The organism is Streptomyces sp. NPDC002104, assembly GCF_053593795.1.
In genome coordinates this window covers 1-14,662 of the sequence record NZ_JBSFDF010000070.1, presented here as the reverse complement: position 1 = coordinate 14,662, position 14,662 = coordinate 1, and the positions used below count along the sequence as shown (strand labels likewise).

At 73.7% G+C, this 14,662-nt stretch carries 8 protein-coding genes; 5 read left to right on the top strand and 3 right to left on the bottom strand.

Annotated elements, in window-relative coordinates:
• Nucleotides 1-20: 20 nt before the first annotated feature.
• Nucleotides 21-998: a helix-turn-helix domain-containing protein gene (locus ACWCP2_RS34985; protein ID WP_450912607.1), complete on the bottom strand. Its 978-nt coding sequence runs from the start codon at nt 996-998 to the stop codon at nt 21-23.
• Nucleotides 999-1,199: 201 nt separating this feature from the next.
• Here ACWCP2_RS34985 and ACWCP2_RS34980 point away from each other — a divergent pair, with 201 nt between their 5' ends.
• The 4 genes from ACWCP2_RS34980 to ACWCP2_RS34965 all read left to right on the top strand — a co-directional run bounded on the left by ACWCP2_RS34980 (nt 1,200) and on the right by ACWCP2_RS34965 (nt 11,354).
• On the top strand, nt 1,200-5,003 hold the full coding sequence (locus tag ACWCP2_RS34980) for a S8 family peptidase (RefSeq protein WP_450912591.1): 3,804 nt from the start codon (nt 1,200-1,202) through the stop codon (nt 5,001-5,003).
• A gap of 3,041 nt (nt 5,004-8,044) precedes the next feature.
• Nucleotides 8,045-8,926: a protein phosphatase 2C domain-containing protein gene (locus tag ACWCP2_RS34975; protein ID WP_450912590.1), complete on the top strand. Its 882-nt coding sequence runs from the start codon at nt 8,045-8,047 to the stop codon at nt 8,924-8,926.
• Between the two features lie 77 nt (nt 8,927-9,003).
• Complete coding sequence (locus tag ACWCP2_RS34970) at nt 9,004-10,758, top strand: pyruvate dehydrogenase (protein WP_450912589.1); 1,755 nt, start codon at nt 9,004-9,006, stop codon at nt 10,756-10,758.
• 209 nt (nt 10,759-10,967) lie between these two features.
• Nucleotides 10,968-11,354, top strand: coding sequence for an ATP-binding protein (locus ACWCP2_RS34965; protein WP_450912606.1), 387 nt, complete (start codon nt 10,968-10,970; stop codon nt 11,352-11,354).
• Between the two features lie 56 nt (nt 11,355-11,410).
• Here ACWCP2_RS34965 and ACWCP2_RS34960 read toward each other — a convergent pair whose 3' ends face one another.
• Complete coding sequence (locus ACWCP2_RS34960; RefSeq protein ID WP_450912588.1) at nt 11,411-12,514, bottom strand: DUF2637 domain-containing protein; 1,104 nt, start codon at nt 12,512-12,514, stop codon at nt 11,411-11,413.
• Nucleotides 12,515-12,803: 289 nt separating this feature from the next.
• On the bottom strand, nt 12,804-13,691 hold the full coding sequence (locus tag ACWCP2_RS34955; RefSeq protein ID WP_450912605.1) for a (2Fe-2S)-binding protein: 888 nt from the start codon (nt 13,689-13,691) through the stop codon (nt 12,804-12,806).
• Nucleotides 13,692-13,804: 113 nt separating this feature from the next.
• Here ACWCP2_RS34955 and ACWCP2_RS34950 point away from each other — a divergent pair, with 113 nt between their 5' ends.
• Nucleotides 13,805-14,539, top strand: coding sequence for a GntR family transcriptional regulator (locus tag ACWCP2_RS34950; RefSeq protein ID WP_450912587.1), 735 nt, complete (start codon nt 13,805-13,807; stop codon nt 14,537-14,539).
• Nucleotides 14,540-14,662 lie beyond the last annotated feature (123 nt).

Genomic DNA, 14,662 nt, shown 5'->3' with positions numbered 1-14,662 from the left:
TCAGCGTGCCCGACCTGCGGCTACCGGGCCACCCAGCCCCGTTCGTACGCGTGCCAGCCGAGCTGGAGCCGGGTCGTGACCCCCGACAGTTCCATCAGGCCCTTCACCCGCCGCTGCACCGTCCGCAGGCCCAGCTCCAGGTGCTTCGCCACGCTCGCGTCCGTCATCCCCGCCAGCAGCAGGGTGAGGATCTCCAGATCCGTGGTGTCCGGTCCGCCACCGGTCTCCTCCGGCGACCCGGTGACGCCCAGCCGCAGCGGGAGCGACTCGCGCCAGACCGCCTCGAAGAGGCCCATCAGGGACTCCAGCAGCCCCGACGCGTGCACCACCAGCGCCGCCGGCTCCGCGCCGCGCGCCGTCAGCGGGACCATCGCGAGCGTCCGGTCCGCGATGACGAGTTTGGTCGGCACGGCCGCCGAGACCCGGATGTGCTCGCCGCGCGCCAGCGCCGAGGAGGCCTCGCGGATCCCGCTCGGCTGGGTGAGCACCTCCCGTTCGATGACCACCCGGTAGGAGACCCCCCGGACGGCCGCCCGGTCCTCCGCCTCGTTGTCCGTCCCCGTCACCACCTGCGGCCGGCCGCTGACCAGCGCGAGCACCTCCTCCACCGCGCCGAGCTGGAGCTGGTGGAAGCGGTGGGCCACCGCGCTCGCTCCCGTCACCACCTCCACCAGGTCGTGCACGGCCGGCTCGGCGGCCTCCGCCCGGTACTCCTCCGCCAGCAGGGCCGCCGCCAGCTCCGCCTGCTCCAGCTCGTGCCGCTGCTGGGTGAGCAGGGCGCCCAGGGCCACCCCGGGCGGGGCCGCCACCCACCGGCCGGGCCGGGCGGAGGACTGGGCGGCGAGTCCGTGGCGCTCCAGGTGGCGCAGGGTCCGTTCGGTCTGCTGCACCGGCAGGGTCAGCCGGTGCGCGAGGTCCGGTATCTCCGCCGCCCCCAGCGCGACCAGCACGCGGTAAGCGGACTCCTGTCCTTCGTCGAGGCCTATCGCACCCAGCAACTCGTCCACCCAACCCTCTCGGAACCGTTCCTGGCGGGAAGCGGCCACGGCGCAAACCCGCCGCCGACATCATCGCCGCACCCGGCGCCCCTCTGCCAAGGTGGCGCCACCGCAGCACCAACATCCGCTGGCCAGAAGCCATTTACGCGGCGATTTCGCCGTGCAATGCAGTAGTTGGCCGGAATTCATCTGGGGAGAGCGATGCGCCCGATATCGCGTACGGCACTGGGAGCGGCCATCGCGGCCGTCCTGGCCGTCACGGCCGTGGGCCCGTCCACGGCGCAGCCGAGCGACGGAGCGTCCGGAGCAGGGTCCGGCACGGCGAAGAAGGCCCTCACCGGGAGCCAGGAGGCCGCGAAGCAGCCCACCGGCCCCGTCACGGTGACCCTGGTCACCGGTGACCGCGTCCTGGTGTCCACCGACGCGCAGGGCCGTACGGCCGCCACCGCGATGCCCCGCCAGGACGGCTCGCAGCCCATCGTGCAGACCCGCCAGGCGGGCAAGGACCTCTACGTCTACCCGGAGAGCGCGGTCAAGGCCCTCGCCGCGGGCACGGTGGACGAGGAGCTCTTCAACGTCACCGGCCTGATCCGGCAGGGCTACGACGACGCGCACGCCAAGAAGCTCCCGCTCATCGCGGTCTACGAGCGCTCCGCGAGCCTGGCGCGCAGCGCCCCGCCCGTTCCGCGCGGCGCCGAGCGGTCGCTGGTCCTCGGCTCCATCGGCGGTGTCGCCCTCGCCGCCGACAAGGCGAAGGCCGCCGACTTCTGGGCCGACGTCACGGGCGCGAACATCAACCCGCACGCCCGGTCTGCCGCCTCCGCCCCGCTGAAGAAGCTCTGGCTGGACGGCAAGGTCCAGGCGAACCTGGAGCGTTCCACCAAGCAGGTCAACGCCCCGCAGGCGTGGGCCGCCGGATTCGACGGCAAGGGCACCAAGGTCGCCGTCCTCGACACCGGCACCGACCTCGAACACCCCGACCTCAAGGGCCGGGTCACCGAGGCCAAGAACTTCACCGACTCCGACACCGCCGAGGACCGCCAGGGCCACGGCACCCACACCATCTCCACCGTCGGCGGCTCCGGCGCCGCGAGCGGCGGCGCGAAGAAGGGTGTCGCTCCCGGCGCCGAGCTGCTCAGCGGCAAGGTCCTCAACGACTCCGGTTACGGCCTGGACTCGTGGATCATCGCGGGCATGCAGTGGGCCGTCGACAGCAAGGCCGACGTGGTCTCCATGAGCCTGGGCGACCCCTCCCAGCTCTCCTGCGACGACCCGATGGCCGCGGCCACCGAGGCGCTGGCCCAGAGCAGCGGCACCCTCTTCGTCATCGCCGCCGGCAACGCCGGCCCCGGCAACAACACCGTCTCCTCGCCGGGTTGCGCGCCCAGCGTGCTGACCGTCGGCGCGGTCGACCGCGACGACACGACGGCCTCCTTCTCCAGCCGGGGCCCGGCCGGCCTGAACCACACCCTCAAGCCCGAGATCGCCGCCCCCGGCGTCGGGATCTCCGCCGCCAACATGGGCGGCCGCGGGGTGTACGCGTACCAGTCCATGTCCGGCACCTCGATGGCCACCCCGCACGTCGCGGGCGCCGCCGCCATCGTCAAGCAGCGCCACCCCGACTGGACCGCGCAGCAGATCAAGGCCGCGCTCGTCGGCTCCGCCAACACTGGGATCCCCGGTGACGTACGGGAGACCGGCGGTGGCCGGCTCGACGTCAAGGCCGCCATCGACACCACCGTCACCGGCGCCCCCGCGCTCCAGGGCGGCACCTTCAACTGGCCGCAGGACCGCAGCGACCGCACCTCCGTCGACGTCCCGTACACCAACACGGGGAAGAAGCCCGTCACGCTGAACCTCTCCGTGGAGAAGGTCACCGGCAACGACGGCTCCGCCGTCCGCAGCCAGGTCGCGCGGCTCGACCGGCGCACCGTGACCGTCCCGGCCGGCGCCACCGTCACGGTGCCGCTCGCCCTGGACCCCGCCGCGAGGCTGGAGCGTTCCCAGTACGGGGACGTCACCGGCCGGGTCGTCGCCACGGCGAACGGCGTGCACGTCTCCACCCCCTTCTCCCTGTACGTGGAGCCGCAGACGGTCACGCTGCGCGTCAAGCTCGTCGACCGCGCGGGCAAGCCCGCCGCCGGCCCGTCCTCCCTGGACGTCATCGGCACCGACGACGCCACCGGTGAGCGCCGCTTCAACGAGGGCTCCGCCGACCAGGTCTACCGGGTGCGCCCGGGCTCGTACTTCCTCTCCGCCTTCGTCGGCACCCCCGACGCGGGCGAGGGCGACGACCGGATGTACGACTCGCTCACCTACCTCGGCCGTCCGCAGACGGAGATCAAGAAGGACACGGTGATCGTGCTGGACGCCCGCAAGGCGGCCAGGCTGGGCATCGCCACCGACAAGCCCAGCGAGGCGCGCTCCACCACCCTCTCCTTCTCCCGCTCCTGGGGCGACGCCTGGCTCCACGCGGGCACCGCCATGGGCGGCCGCACCATCCGCGGCTACTACGCCTCGGTGGACGGCAGGGCCGGGGAGGGCGACTTCGAGTTCGGCAGCTACTGGAGGGCGGCCGCCCCGCTGCTCTCCGAGCTGAAGGCGAACGGCCGCCCCGTGCTGCACCCGATCACCGCCTCCACCGGCAGCGACAACCTCGACGGCACGGGCAGCGCCCCGCTGGTCGACGCGGGCGCGGGCACGCCCGAGGAACTCGCGGCCGTCGCCGCCAAGAACGCGATCGTGCTGGTCAAGACGGCGGACGAGGGCTCGGTCTACGAGATCGCCAACAACGCGAAGGCGGCCGGAGCCAAGGCCGTCCTCGTCCACCGCGACGCCCCCGGCCGCTGGCAGGCCTTCACCGGCTACGCGGGAGGCTCCCTCCCGCTGCTGACCGTCGAATCCGCCGAGGGCAAGGCACTGGCGGCCAAGCTCGCGCAGGGCAAGGTCACGCTGAGCTGGAAGGGCAGCGCGAAGAGCCCGTACGTCTACAACCTGGCCCAGATCGAGAAGGGACAGGTCCACGGGGACCGCACCTACCGGGTGCGCGACCGTGACCTGGGCGCCGTCGAATCGGCCTACCAGTCGATGGGCGTGGCCGCCGACTACATCGACGTGACCGGCGCCTACCGGCCGCTCGGCAACGCCGTGTACTTCGGCTCCATCGACACCGTCGCGGTACCGGGCAAGCGCACCGAGTACTACACCGCCGGGGACACCGCCTGGGACCACATGGTCTCCAGCAGCTTCCCGTGGGGCGAGTTCATGACGGACCAGCACCGCACGTACAAGGCGGGCTCGAAGCGCGCCGAGAACTGGTACGACGGGGTCATCGGCCCGGTGGCGCCCCGCGACACCGCGGGCAAGGAGCAGCTGGCCGCCGAGCGCCAGGGCAACATGATCGGCTTCGCCTCCGCCATGTGGGGCGACACCGGGCACTACGCGCAGCAGGGCGGCTTCGGCGACCTCGGCAACGTCTCGCTCAAGGTCGACGGGGAGTCGCTGGGCGACACCGGCTACCCGTTCGGGGCCTTCGAGGTCCCGGCCCGGGAGGCCACGTACGAACTGACCCAGTACCTGGAGAAGTTCGGCCAGCCCACCCGCACCTGGCAGCGCTCGTCGGGGATCCAGACCACCTGGACCTTCCGCTCGAAGCTGGACGCGGCGCAGTACTCGCAGCCGCTGCCGGTCATCTTCCCGCGCATCTCCGCCCCGCTGGACGGGCTGAAGACGCTGGCCGCTGCCAACGGCCAGAAGATCGGCCTCTCGGTCAGCGGGCACGCGGGCTACGCGCCCGGCGCGCTCACGTCGGCGAAGCTGTCGTACTCCTACGACGAGGGCGGCAGCTGGACCGAGGCGAAGGTGAGCGAGCGCGGCGGGCAGTGGACCGCGACCGTGGACCACGCCGGAGCGGCGGGCAAGCAGGTCATGCTCAAGGTCGAGCTGACCGACAAGAACGGCGCCACCGTCACCCAGACGGTCGCGCGGGCGTACGACATTCGCTGAGTCGTACGACGGAGAGCAGGGGGGTCCATCGGACGGCGGTCCGATGGGCCCCCCTTTTTCCTGCGTTCGCCGGATTTCGGTTGCGCCGGAGCCCGACAATGAGGGCCATGAGTCAGCGGGACGCGGGCGCGGATGACTGGTGGCAGAAGCTCTACGAGGACCCCGACGGGGGCCCCGAACCCGATCCCAGGGACACCCTGGATCACCGCTTCCGCTCGGCAGCGGTCCTGACCGCCCCGACCCCACTCCCGGGCCCCCGAACGGACCCGACCCCACCGCCGGACCAGGTCCCACCGCCGGACCAGGGCCCGGACCCGGACCAGGTCCCACCGCCGGACCAGGGCCCGGACCCGGACCAGGGCCCGGACCCGGACCAGGGCCCGGACCCGGACCAGGGCCCGGACCCGGAGCGGCGGCCCGAGGCGGAGCCGGGGCCTTCAGCGGCCGTTGCTCGGGGGGCTGCCCCGGCGCTACCCGTGGAGGAGGAGGCGGAGCCGCGCGGGGCGGTGGCCGGGGTGGGTCCGGAGCGTGCCGCTTCGGGGACCGTTGCCGAGGCGGGCCCGCAGCCCCCTGCGGCCGCGGCCGGGCCGCTGCCTGCGGCGGAGGCGCGCGGGGCGGGCCTGGAGCGTTCCGTGGCTGCTGCTTCCGGGGCCGTTGCCGAGGCTGGACCGCAGCCTCCTGTGGCCGCTCCCGGGCCGGTGCCGGCGGCGGAGACGGACCTGCGCGGGGCGGGTCCGGAGCATCCCTTGGCCGCTGTTCCCGGGCCAGTGCCCCAGGTGGAACCGGAGCTTCCTGCGGCCGACCCCGGGCCGCTGCTCGGAAGGGTACCCGCGCCGGAGGCGGAGGTACGCGGGGCGGTGGCCGGGGTGGATGCGGGGCCTTCCGTGGCCGCGGAATGGGAGCCCGATGCGGCTGCTCCCGGTCCAGTGCCCGCGGCGGCTGTGGAGGCGGCCGAGCCTGCTCCCCGGCCGGAAGCGGAAGCGGAGCCGGCGGCGCCAGCCACCTGGCCGGCGGCGGAGGACGCGTACGGCGGCCCGATGCTGCCGCCGCCGAGGGATCCGCGGGAGGGCGGCCAGACCTGGTACGCCCTCGGGAGCGTCTCCGTCCCGCCCGCGCTGCCCGCCGAGCCCGGGGAACCGTCCGACTGGAGCTGGGGCCCGAGGGACGAAGCGCCCCCGGCGGCTGCACCCCCGGAGCCGGACCCGGCGGGCCCCGCGCACGCCCCCGACGGCCCACATGCCGAAACCGGACTTTGGGGCGCGGCCGTGTCCGGCCAGGTGCAGGTGCAGGTGCCGGGACCGGGTGCGGGTACGGATACGACACCGGGAGGGGGACGGGGACCGGGTGCGGATGCGGTACCGAATCCCACACGGGGACCGGGGCCGACACCGGCACAGGGTGCGGATGCCGGTCGGGGTCCGTGGACGATGCCGGGCACCAACCCACCCCCGAGCCTGGACTCCCCTTCCGCAGCCGATCCGGACCCGTCCCCGGCAGGGGCCGACTCCGGCCTTGATACCGGCGCCGCTTTCGGCTCCGGCTCCGACCTCGGTCGCACCTCCGACCCCGGTCGAGGTACTGGCCCGGTAACCGGCACCGCCTCCGACCCCGGTCGAGGCACTGGCCCCGTAACCGGCACTGGCCCCGGTACTACCGTCGGCGCAGGCCATGGCTCCGGAACCAGCCCCCGTTCGGGCCCCGGCCTTGGCTCCGGCGTCGCCTCAGGCATCGACCCCGGCCTTGGTTCCACGTCCGGCACCGGCCTCGGTTCTGGAACTGGCACCGGAACCGGTAGGGTCCCGGGCCCGGGTTCGGGCTCTAGCCCCGGCCTCGGCTCCGACAGTGGCATCGGCTCTGGCCATGACGGCAGCCGCCAATCCGGCGCAGGCCATGGCTCCGGAACCAGCCCCCGTTCGGGCCCCGGCCTTGGCTCCGGCGTCGACCCCGGCCTTGGCTCCGGCGTCACCTCGGGCGTCGACCCCGGCCTTGGCTCCGGCGTCACCTCAGGCGTCGACCCGGGCCTTGGTTCCGCGTCCGGCACGGGCCTTGGTTTTGGAACTGGCACCGGAACCGGTAGGGTCCCGGGCCCGGGTTCGGGCTCTAGCCCCGGCCTCGGCTCCGACAGCGGCATCGGCTCTGGCCTTGACGGCAGCCGCCAATCCGGCGCAGGCCATGGCTCCGGAACCAGCCCCCGTTCCGGCGCCGGCCTTGGCTCCGGCATCGACTCGGGCCTTGGTTCCGCGTCCGGCACGGGCCTCGGTTCTGGGACTGGCACCGGAACCGGTACGGTCCCGGGCCCGGGTTCGGGCTCTAGCCCCGGCCTCGGCTCCGACAGCGGCATCGGCTCCGACCATGACGGCAGCAGCCAATCCGGGGTCAGCACGGGCCCTGGCCTTGGCTCCGGCCCTGGTGCCGGCGCGGGCCCGGACTCCGGCGTGGGCTCAGGCTCCGGTACCGGCTCGGGCGTGGGCACAGGCTCCGGTACCGGCTCGGGCCCCGGCGCAGACTCAGCCTCAGGCTTCGGCTCCGGCACGGAGCCGGGCTCCGGCGTGGGTCCCCGGTTTGACTCCGGCCCTGGCCGTGTCGCTCGCTCCGGCATGGGCTCCGGCACCCGCTCCGGTCTGGGGCCGGGCTCTGCCTCCGACAGCGGCATCGGCTCCGGCACGGCTTCCGGTGCCGATGCCGGGGCGGATTCCCGGGGCGGCTCTGCTTCTGGCCTGGGCGGCGGCCCCCGCTCCGGTTTGGATCCCCGGTCCGGTTCGGGCTTCGGGCAGGGGCCTGCAACGGGCTTCGCCCTGGGGTCGCATCCCGGGTCCGGGGTGGGCTGGGGGGCCGCTCCCGATGCCGGGCTCGGGGCAGGGCCCGGCGGGTCGGATCGTACGGAAGGGCAGGAGGACCGGTCCGGACCCGGCGGGGAGGGCCGTTCGGGATCCGGGCAGGAGGGCCGCCCCGGTGCTGGGTGGGAGGGCCGTTCGGAATCCGTGTCAGGGGGTGGATTCCAGGGCGGGCCCGAGGGCGGGCTCGGGGGGTCGCGGCCCGTTGTGGGGTATTTGGGGGACCGGGCGCCCACCTACGCCGCCGAGCCCATCGCGTTGCCCGCTGCCGACCCCGCCGGGCTCGCCTCGCTGACGGCCGACACCGTGCTGGAGGGGGCCCAGTACGGCGGCTACACGCTGCGTGCGGCCTCCGTGCGCGGGGACTCCGCCCGGTTCCGGGGGGAGGCGCGGCGGGACTTCCTGCTCACCGCCCGCTTCGGCACCGGGCCCGACGCGCTGGTCCTGGTCGTGCTCGCCGGCGGGGACCGGGCCGCGCCCGGGGCCGCCGAGGCCGCCGCCGAGGTGTGCCGGTCCGTCGCGGGTGCCGTCGGGCGGAGCCAGGAGCGGCTGTCGCAGGACATCCGCGACGGCCGCCGCGAGGCCCTGCGCTCGGGGCTCCAGCGGCTCACCGACCGCGGCTACGGGCAGCTGCGCGCCCGCGCCGCCGAGCTCGGGCTCCCGGAGGAGGGCTACACGGCCGGGCTGCGCGGGCTGCTGCTGCCGGTCGACCCCGGCTGCCGCACCCGGATCTGCTTCGGCGCGGGCGCGGGCGGGCTGTTCCGGCTCCGCGAGGGACAGTGGCGGGATCTGGAGGCCCCGGAGGCCCCGGAGAACCCGGAGGCTGCGAAGGCCCCCGCAGCGGCCCCCGCGGCCGCCGGGCTCCGGTTCCGGTTCCGGGCCTCCGTGGCCCGGCCCGGCGACACCCTGCTCCTGTGCTCCGGCGGCCTCGCCGACCCGATGCGTGAGGAGCGGCCGCTCTCCGCCGAGCTGGCCGCCCGCTGGGCCGACGCACCCCCGCCGGGCCTCGCCGCCTTCCTCGCGGACACCCAGCTCCGCCTCAAGGGATACGCCGACGACCGGACGGCCGCCGCGGTCTGGGAGGCGTAACCCGGCGGACCGTGCGTGGATGGGAGGCGCACCCGGCAGGGCAGAGCCGGACCGGACAAGGGAAGGGCGCCCCCTCCATGGCCAAGCAGAACGTGGCGGAGCAGTTCATCGACATCCTCAAGCGCGCCGGCGTGCGCCGGATGTACGGAGTCGTCGGGGACAGTCTCAACCCCGTCGTCGACGCGATCCGCCGCACCGGCGGCATCGACTGGATCCAGGTGCGCCACGAGGAGACCGCCGCCTTCGCGGCCGGCGCCGAGGCCCAGATCACCGGGTCCCTCGCCGCCTGCGCGGGCTCCTGCGGGCCCGGCAACCTCCACCTGATCAACGGGCTCTACGACGCCCACCGCTCCATGGCTCCGGTCCTCGCGCTCGCCTCCCACATCCCCTCCTCCGAGATCGGCCTCGGCTACTTCCAGGAGACCCACCCGGACCGGCTCTTCACCGAGTGCAGCCACTACAGCGAGCTGATCTCCAACCCCCGGCAGATGCCCCGGGTCCTGCAGAGCGCCATCCAGCACGCCATCGGCCGCGGCGGCGTCGGCGTGGTGTCGCTGCCCGGGGACATCGCCTCCCAGCCCGCGCCGGAGCAGAGCGTCGAGCAGGCGCTCGTGACCGCGCGGCCGACCGTACGGCCCGGCGACGGGGAGATCGAGAAACTGGTCCGGCTCGTCGACGAGGCCGACCGGGTCACCCTGTTCTGCGGCAGCGGCACCGCCGGCGCGCACGCCGAGGTCATGGAGTTCGCCGGCCGCGTCAAGGCGCCCATCGGCCACGCCCTGCGCGGCAAGGAGTGGATCCAGTACGACAATCCCTACGACGTCGGCATGAGCGGGCTGCTCGGCTACGGCGCGGCCTACGAGGCCACCCACGAATGCGATCTGCTGATCCTGCTCGGCACGGACTTCCCCTACAACGCCTTCCTCCCCGACGACGCCAAGGACAACGTCAAGATCGTCCAGGTGGACATCCGGCCCGAACACCTCGGCCGCCGCACCAAGCTGGACCTCGCGGTCTGGGGCGACGTACGGGAGACCCTGCGCGCGCTGAACACCCGGGTGAAGGCCAAGACGGACCGCCGCTTCCTCGACCGGATGCTGAAGAAGCACGCGGACGCGCTGGAGGGAGTGGTGAAGGCGTACACGCGCAAGGTGGAGAAGCGCACGCCCATCCATCCCGAGTACGTGGCCGCCGTCCTCGACGAACTGGCCGACGAGGACGCCGTGTTCACCGTCGATACAGGCATGTGCAACGTGTGGGCCGCGCGCTATCTTTCCCCGAACGGAAAGCGCCGCATCATCGGATCCTTCAGCCACGGCTCCATGGCCAACGCCCTTCCGCAGGCCATCGGCGCACAGTTCACCGATCGCGGACGTCAAGTGGTGTCGATGTCGGGCGACGGCGGTTTCTCCATGCTGATGGGAGATTTCCTCACCCTGGTGCAGTACGACCTCCCCGTCAAAGTGGTCCTCTTCAACAACTCATCCCTCGGGATGGTCGAGTTGGAGATGCTGGTTTCCGGCCTTCCTTCGTACGGAACCACGAATAAGAACCCCGACTTCGCGGCGATCGCCCGCGCGGCGGGCGCGTACGGGGTCCGGGTGGAGAAGCCCAAGCAGCTCACAGCCGCTTTGAGGGACGCTTTCAAGCACAAGGGACCGGCTCTGGTGGACGTGGTCACTGACCCCAACGCCCTGTCGATTCCGCCGAAGATCAGCGCCGAGATGGTGACCGGATTCGCACTTTCGGCCAGCAAGATCGTGCTGGACGGAGGGGTGGGCCGGATGATCCAGATGGCGCGATCCAACCTCCGTAACGTGCCCCGCCCTTGAGCCCGGATGCGTGCGGATTCCCCCGGAGGGCATGCATCCCGTAGGCCTGTTCGACCGACGGGCCGTCGGGGCAGCGGGCAAACGGGAGGTACATCGCCGTGCGGGTGGGGGCGAAGGCCGGGAAGCTGTGGCGCAGGGGGCGGCCGGTGCCGCGCGAACCGTCGGCCGAGGACGGGGCGGCGGTGCACGCCTCGGGGATCACCCGCAGCGTGCGCCGGGCGGACCTGAAGGCCGTGGGAGAAGTCCGCAAGGACTTACGGGAGTTGCTGCGCCACCGGTGCCGGGCGGAGGCCGCCGAGGTGGCCGAGCTGCTGATCACCGAACTGGTCACCAACGCCCTCGTCCACACCGATCAGGGCGCCGAGGTCTCCGCGACGCTGGCAGCCGACCGGCTGCGCGTGGAGGTCCGCGACTACGCCGCCCGCCGGCCCCGGCCGCACGTACCGTCCGCCGACGACGGTACGCACGGCAGGGGGCTGGTGCTGGTGCAGTCGCTCGCCGACGCCTGGGGCGTGGACGCACTCGGACTGGCGCTGGGCGGCGGCAAGGTGGTGTGGTTCGAGCTCGACGGAGCGAAGGAGGCGGGGCCCGCCTGAGTGACCGGGCGGACCCCGCGAGCCGGAAAGCGGACGGGCCGGAACCCGTCGGCCCGTCAGCCGAACTGCTGCTCCAGATCCTTCAGTTTGCGCTCCAGGGAGTCGAGCCGGGGGAGCGTCTGCGTGTCGTCCTCGGCGGTGAGGTCCACCGTCCGGGGGCCGGCGGCGGTGCCGGCGCCATGGGCCGGGTTGGCCGGGTGCCCGGTGTCAGCGGGGTCGGTTCCGCTCACGGCCTGCAGGGAGGGCCGGCGCCGCAGGGGCAGCTGTCCCGTTTCCGCTATGGCCGGCTCCGCGCCGACCGGCGCGGAGCCCGCTCCGGGGGCCAGCCCCGGCACCTCGACCTGACGGGCCCGGGCCATCCGCCCGAACGCCCGGTTCTGCCGCCCGAGCGCCTTGATGTGCGCCCGGTCCAGCCGGTGCTGCTCCCGGCGGCGGTGCCGGTCGTTCTCCTTCTCCTTCTTGTCCTCGCGGACCTCGTCCACGGCCTCGTCGAGCGTGCGGACCCCCTCCAGCAGCATCAGCGACCACGCGCCGAAGGTCTCCCGGGGTGCCCGCAGCCAGCGGACCATCCGGATCTGCGGCAACGGCCGCGGAATCAGGCCCTGTTCGCGCAGTGCGGCCCGGCGGGTCTGCTTCAGGGCGCGGTCGAAGAGCACGGCCGCCGAGAGCGACATGCCGGAGAAGAACTGCGGAGCCCCGTCGTGGCCGAGGCCGCGCGGTGCGTGCACCCAGTTGAACCAGGCGGCGGCTCCCGCGAACAGCCAGACCAGCATGCGCGAACCGAGGGCCGCGTCGCCGTGGCTGGCCTCGCGGACGGCGAGCACCGAACAGAACATGGCGGCGCCGTCGAGCCCGAAGGGGACCAGGTACTCCCAGCCCCCGGAGAGGTTGAGGTTCTGCCGGCCGAAGCCGACCAGCCCGTGGAAGGAGAGCGCCGCGGCCACCGCCGCGCAGCAGAAGAGCAGGACGTACGAGGCGGTGCCGTAGACGGCTTCCTTGCGCCGCCGCCGCTCCTCGCTGCGCTCCCAGCTGTCCTCGGCCGCCCCGGCCTTCTCGCCTTCGCGCTTGCCCCGGGCCAGCACCGCCACTGCCGCAAGTACGCCCAGGATCAGCAGGCTGCCGGGCAGCAGCCAGTCCAGCGATATGTCGGTCAGTCTCATGCGGTTGTCCCTTGCCTCGCGTATGCGGCTGTTCGGCTTGTGGCCGGTGCGGCTTTCCGGGCGCCATAGTGGCGCAGCCGGTGAGCCGTACACGCGGGTTTCGGGGCAAGTGGACGCCAACGGGGGGCGGAGCCCGCCGGATAGGGTGTTGCGGTTCGAACTCTCGCTCGCATGAGTCGAGTTGAGTTCGATTTCCGTCAGTCGGACGGGTGGGTTGAGGTGGTGGGCGGGCGGGCGGGGCGTACGGGCGTGCGTCGGCCGGATTCCGGACCGCCCGGTCCCGTCCCGGTCAGCTGTCGGCCGTCAGGCGTGCCACGCGGTCCTCGTCGCAGGTGCGGGGGCAGGTGACGCAGGTGTCGTCGGGGCGGATCGTGTAGAAGAAGCAGCAGCTCGCCCGGTCACGCGTCGGGAACTGCCGGCCGTCCGGGGCTTCGAGGGTGCGGAAGCCCGCCCCGCCCGTGTACGGGGCGGTCGAGCCCGGCAGGAGCCGGTCCAGCTCGCGCATCGCCCGCTGCTCCTCGGCCTCGCCGAGCAGGTTGCCCACGTACCAGAGGCTCTCGACCACATCGTCGGTCACCATGCCCCACAGGGCGCGCCGCCCGCGCCGCATCCGCGGGCCGAAGCCCTCCATGACCGGTTCGAGGTGCAGGGCCACCGCAGCCCGTACCTCTGCGCGCAGCGCGTCCTCGTCGGGCACGACCCGGGCCCCGGGGAGCGCGGCCGCCGGATCGTCCGGCAGGCAGGCGAAGGAGTGGACGCGGACGGCCATCCGGCCGTGCGTCCGGTCGAAGGACACGTCCTGCGGGGGGAGGAGGGGCACGCGCCGGTCCAGGAACCACGGGACCGTGACCAGCAGACAGGCCATCCACGCGTACCGGTGCAGCCCGAACCCCGCCACCACGTCGGGCCGACCCGGGCGCCCGTAGTCGCGGAGCATCTGCGCCTCGTCCCACGCGAGGAACGTGTCCAGGGCCTCGCCGCCCGCCGCGAGCTCGTCCGCTCCGACCCACCCCACACCGCGAGGGGAGGGTTCGTGCGGGGCGAGCTCGGTGACGCGCAGCCCGGCGTAGGCGGCGGTCAGCCGTGCGTACGCGTCCGCCACCGGGGAGCCGGCCGGGGCGGGTGTGGCGGGCGTGCGTGGGGGGTGTGCGTGGCCCTGGGTGGGCGCCACGGTCATGACGGTCATGGCGAACCACCGAATCATGCGATCGTTAACAGGTAAGCCTTACCTTACCTGATCTTCGTGGGGTGTGGGAAGGCGGGCTATTCTTCGGGGGCAGGTCGAAACCCGTGGAGGACCGAGTGCGCGATACGGCCCGAGCCCGGGTGCCGCAACAGCAGGACCGTGAGCCGGGCCGTGCCCCGGGCCGTGAGCCGGGCCGCGACCCGGGCCGTGAGCCTGGCCGCAAAGTCGTACGGCATTCCGTGCGCGGGCAGGTTCTCGACGCGCTGCGCGCGGCGCTGCTCGCGGGGGAGCTGGAGCCGGGGGAGATCTACTCGGGCCCGGCCCTGGGGGAGCGGTTCGGGGTCTCCGCGACGCCCGTGCGCGAGGCGATGCAGCAGCTGGCGCTGGAGGGGGTCGTCGAATGCCTCCCGAACCGGGGCTTCCGGGTCCTGACCCGGACTCCGGCGGAGATGGCGGAACTGGCCGAGGTCAGGGCGCTGCTCGAAGTCCCGGTGATGCTGCGGCTGGCCCGTACGGTGCCGGCCGGGGGCTGGGCCGTGGTGGTGCCCGCGGCGGCCGAGGCGGAGGCGGCGGCGGCCGCGGGTGATGCGGCGCGGTACGCCGACGCGGACCGGGCGTTCCACCGTGCGGTGCTCGGGCTGGCCGGCAACACGCAGCTCCTCCTCGTGGCGGAGGACCTCCACCGGCGCTCCCAGTGGCCCCTGCCGGGGCCGCGGCGGGTCCGGCGGGCGGAGCTCGTCGCGGATGCGGGGGAGCATGTGGCGGTGGTGGCTGCGCTGTCCGCGGGTGAGCTCGGGGTGGCGGAGTCCCTGATCCGGGCCCACTTCAGGGCTCGCTGACGGGTGCGGGGGCGGGGGTGGCCGTCGGTCGCCTCAAGCGCCGGCGGGGCTGGATTGTGTCGGGGCTCGGTGGCTGCGGGTGGGGGCCGGTGCCGGGGGCGGGGTGGGGTGTCGGCCTGGACT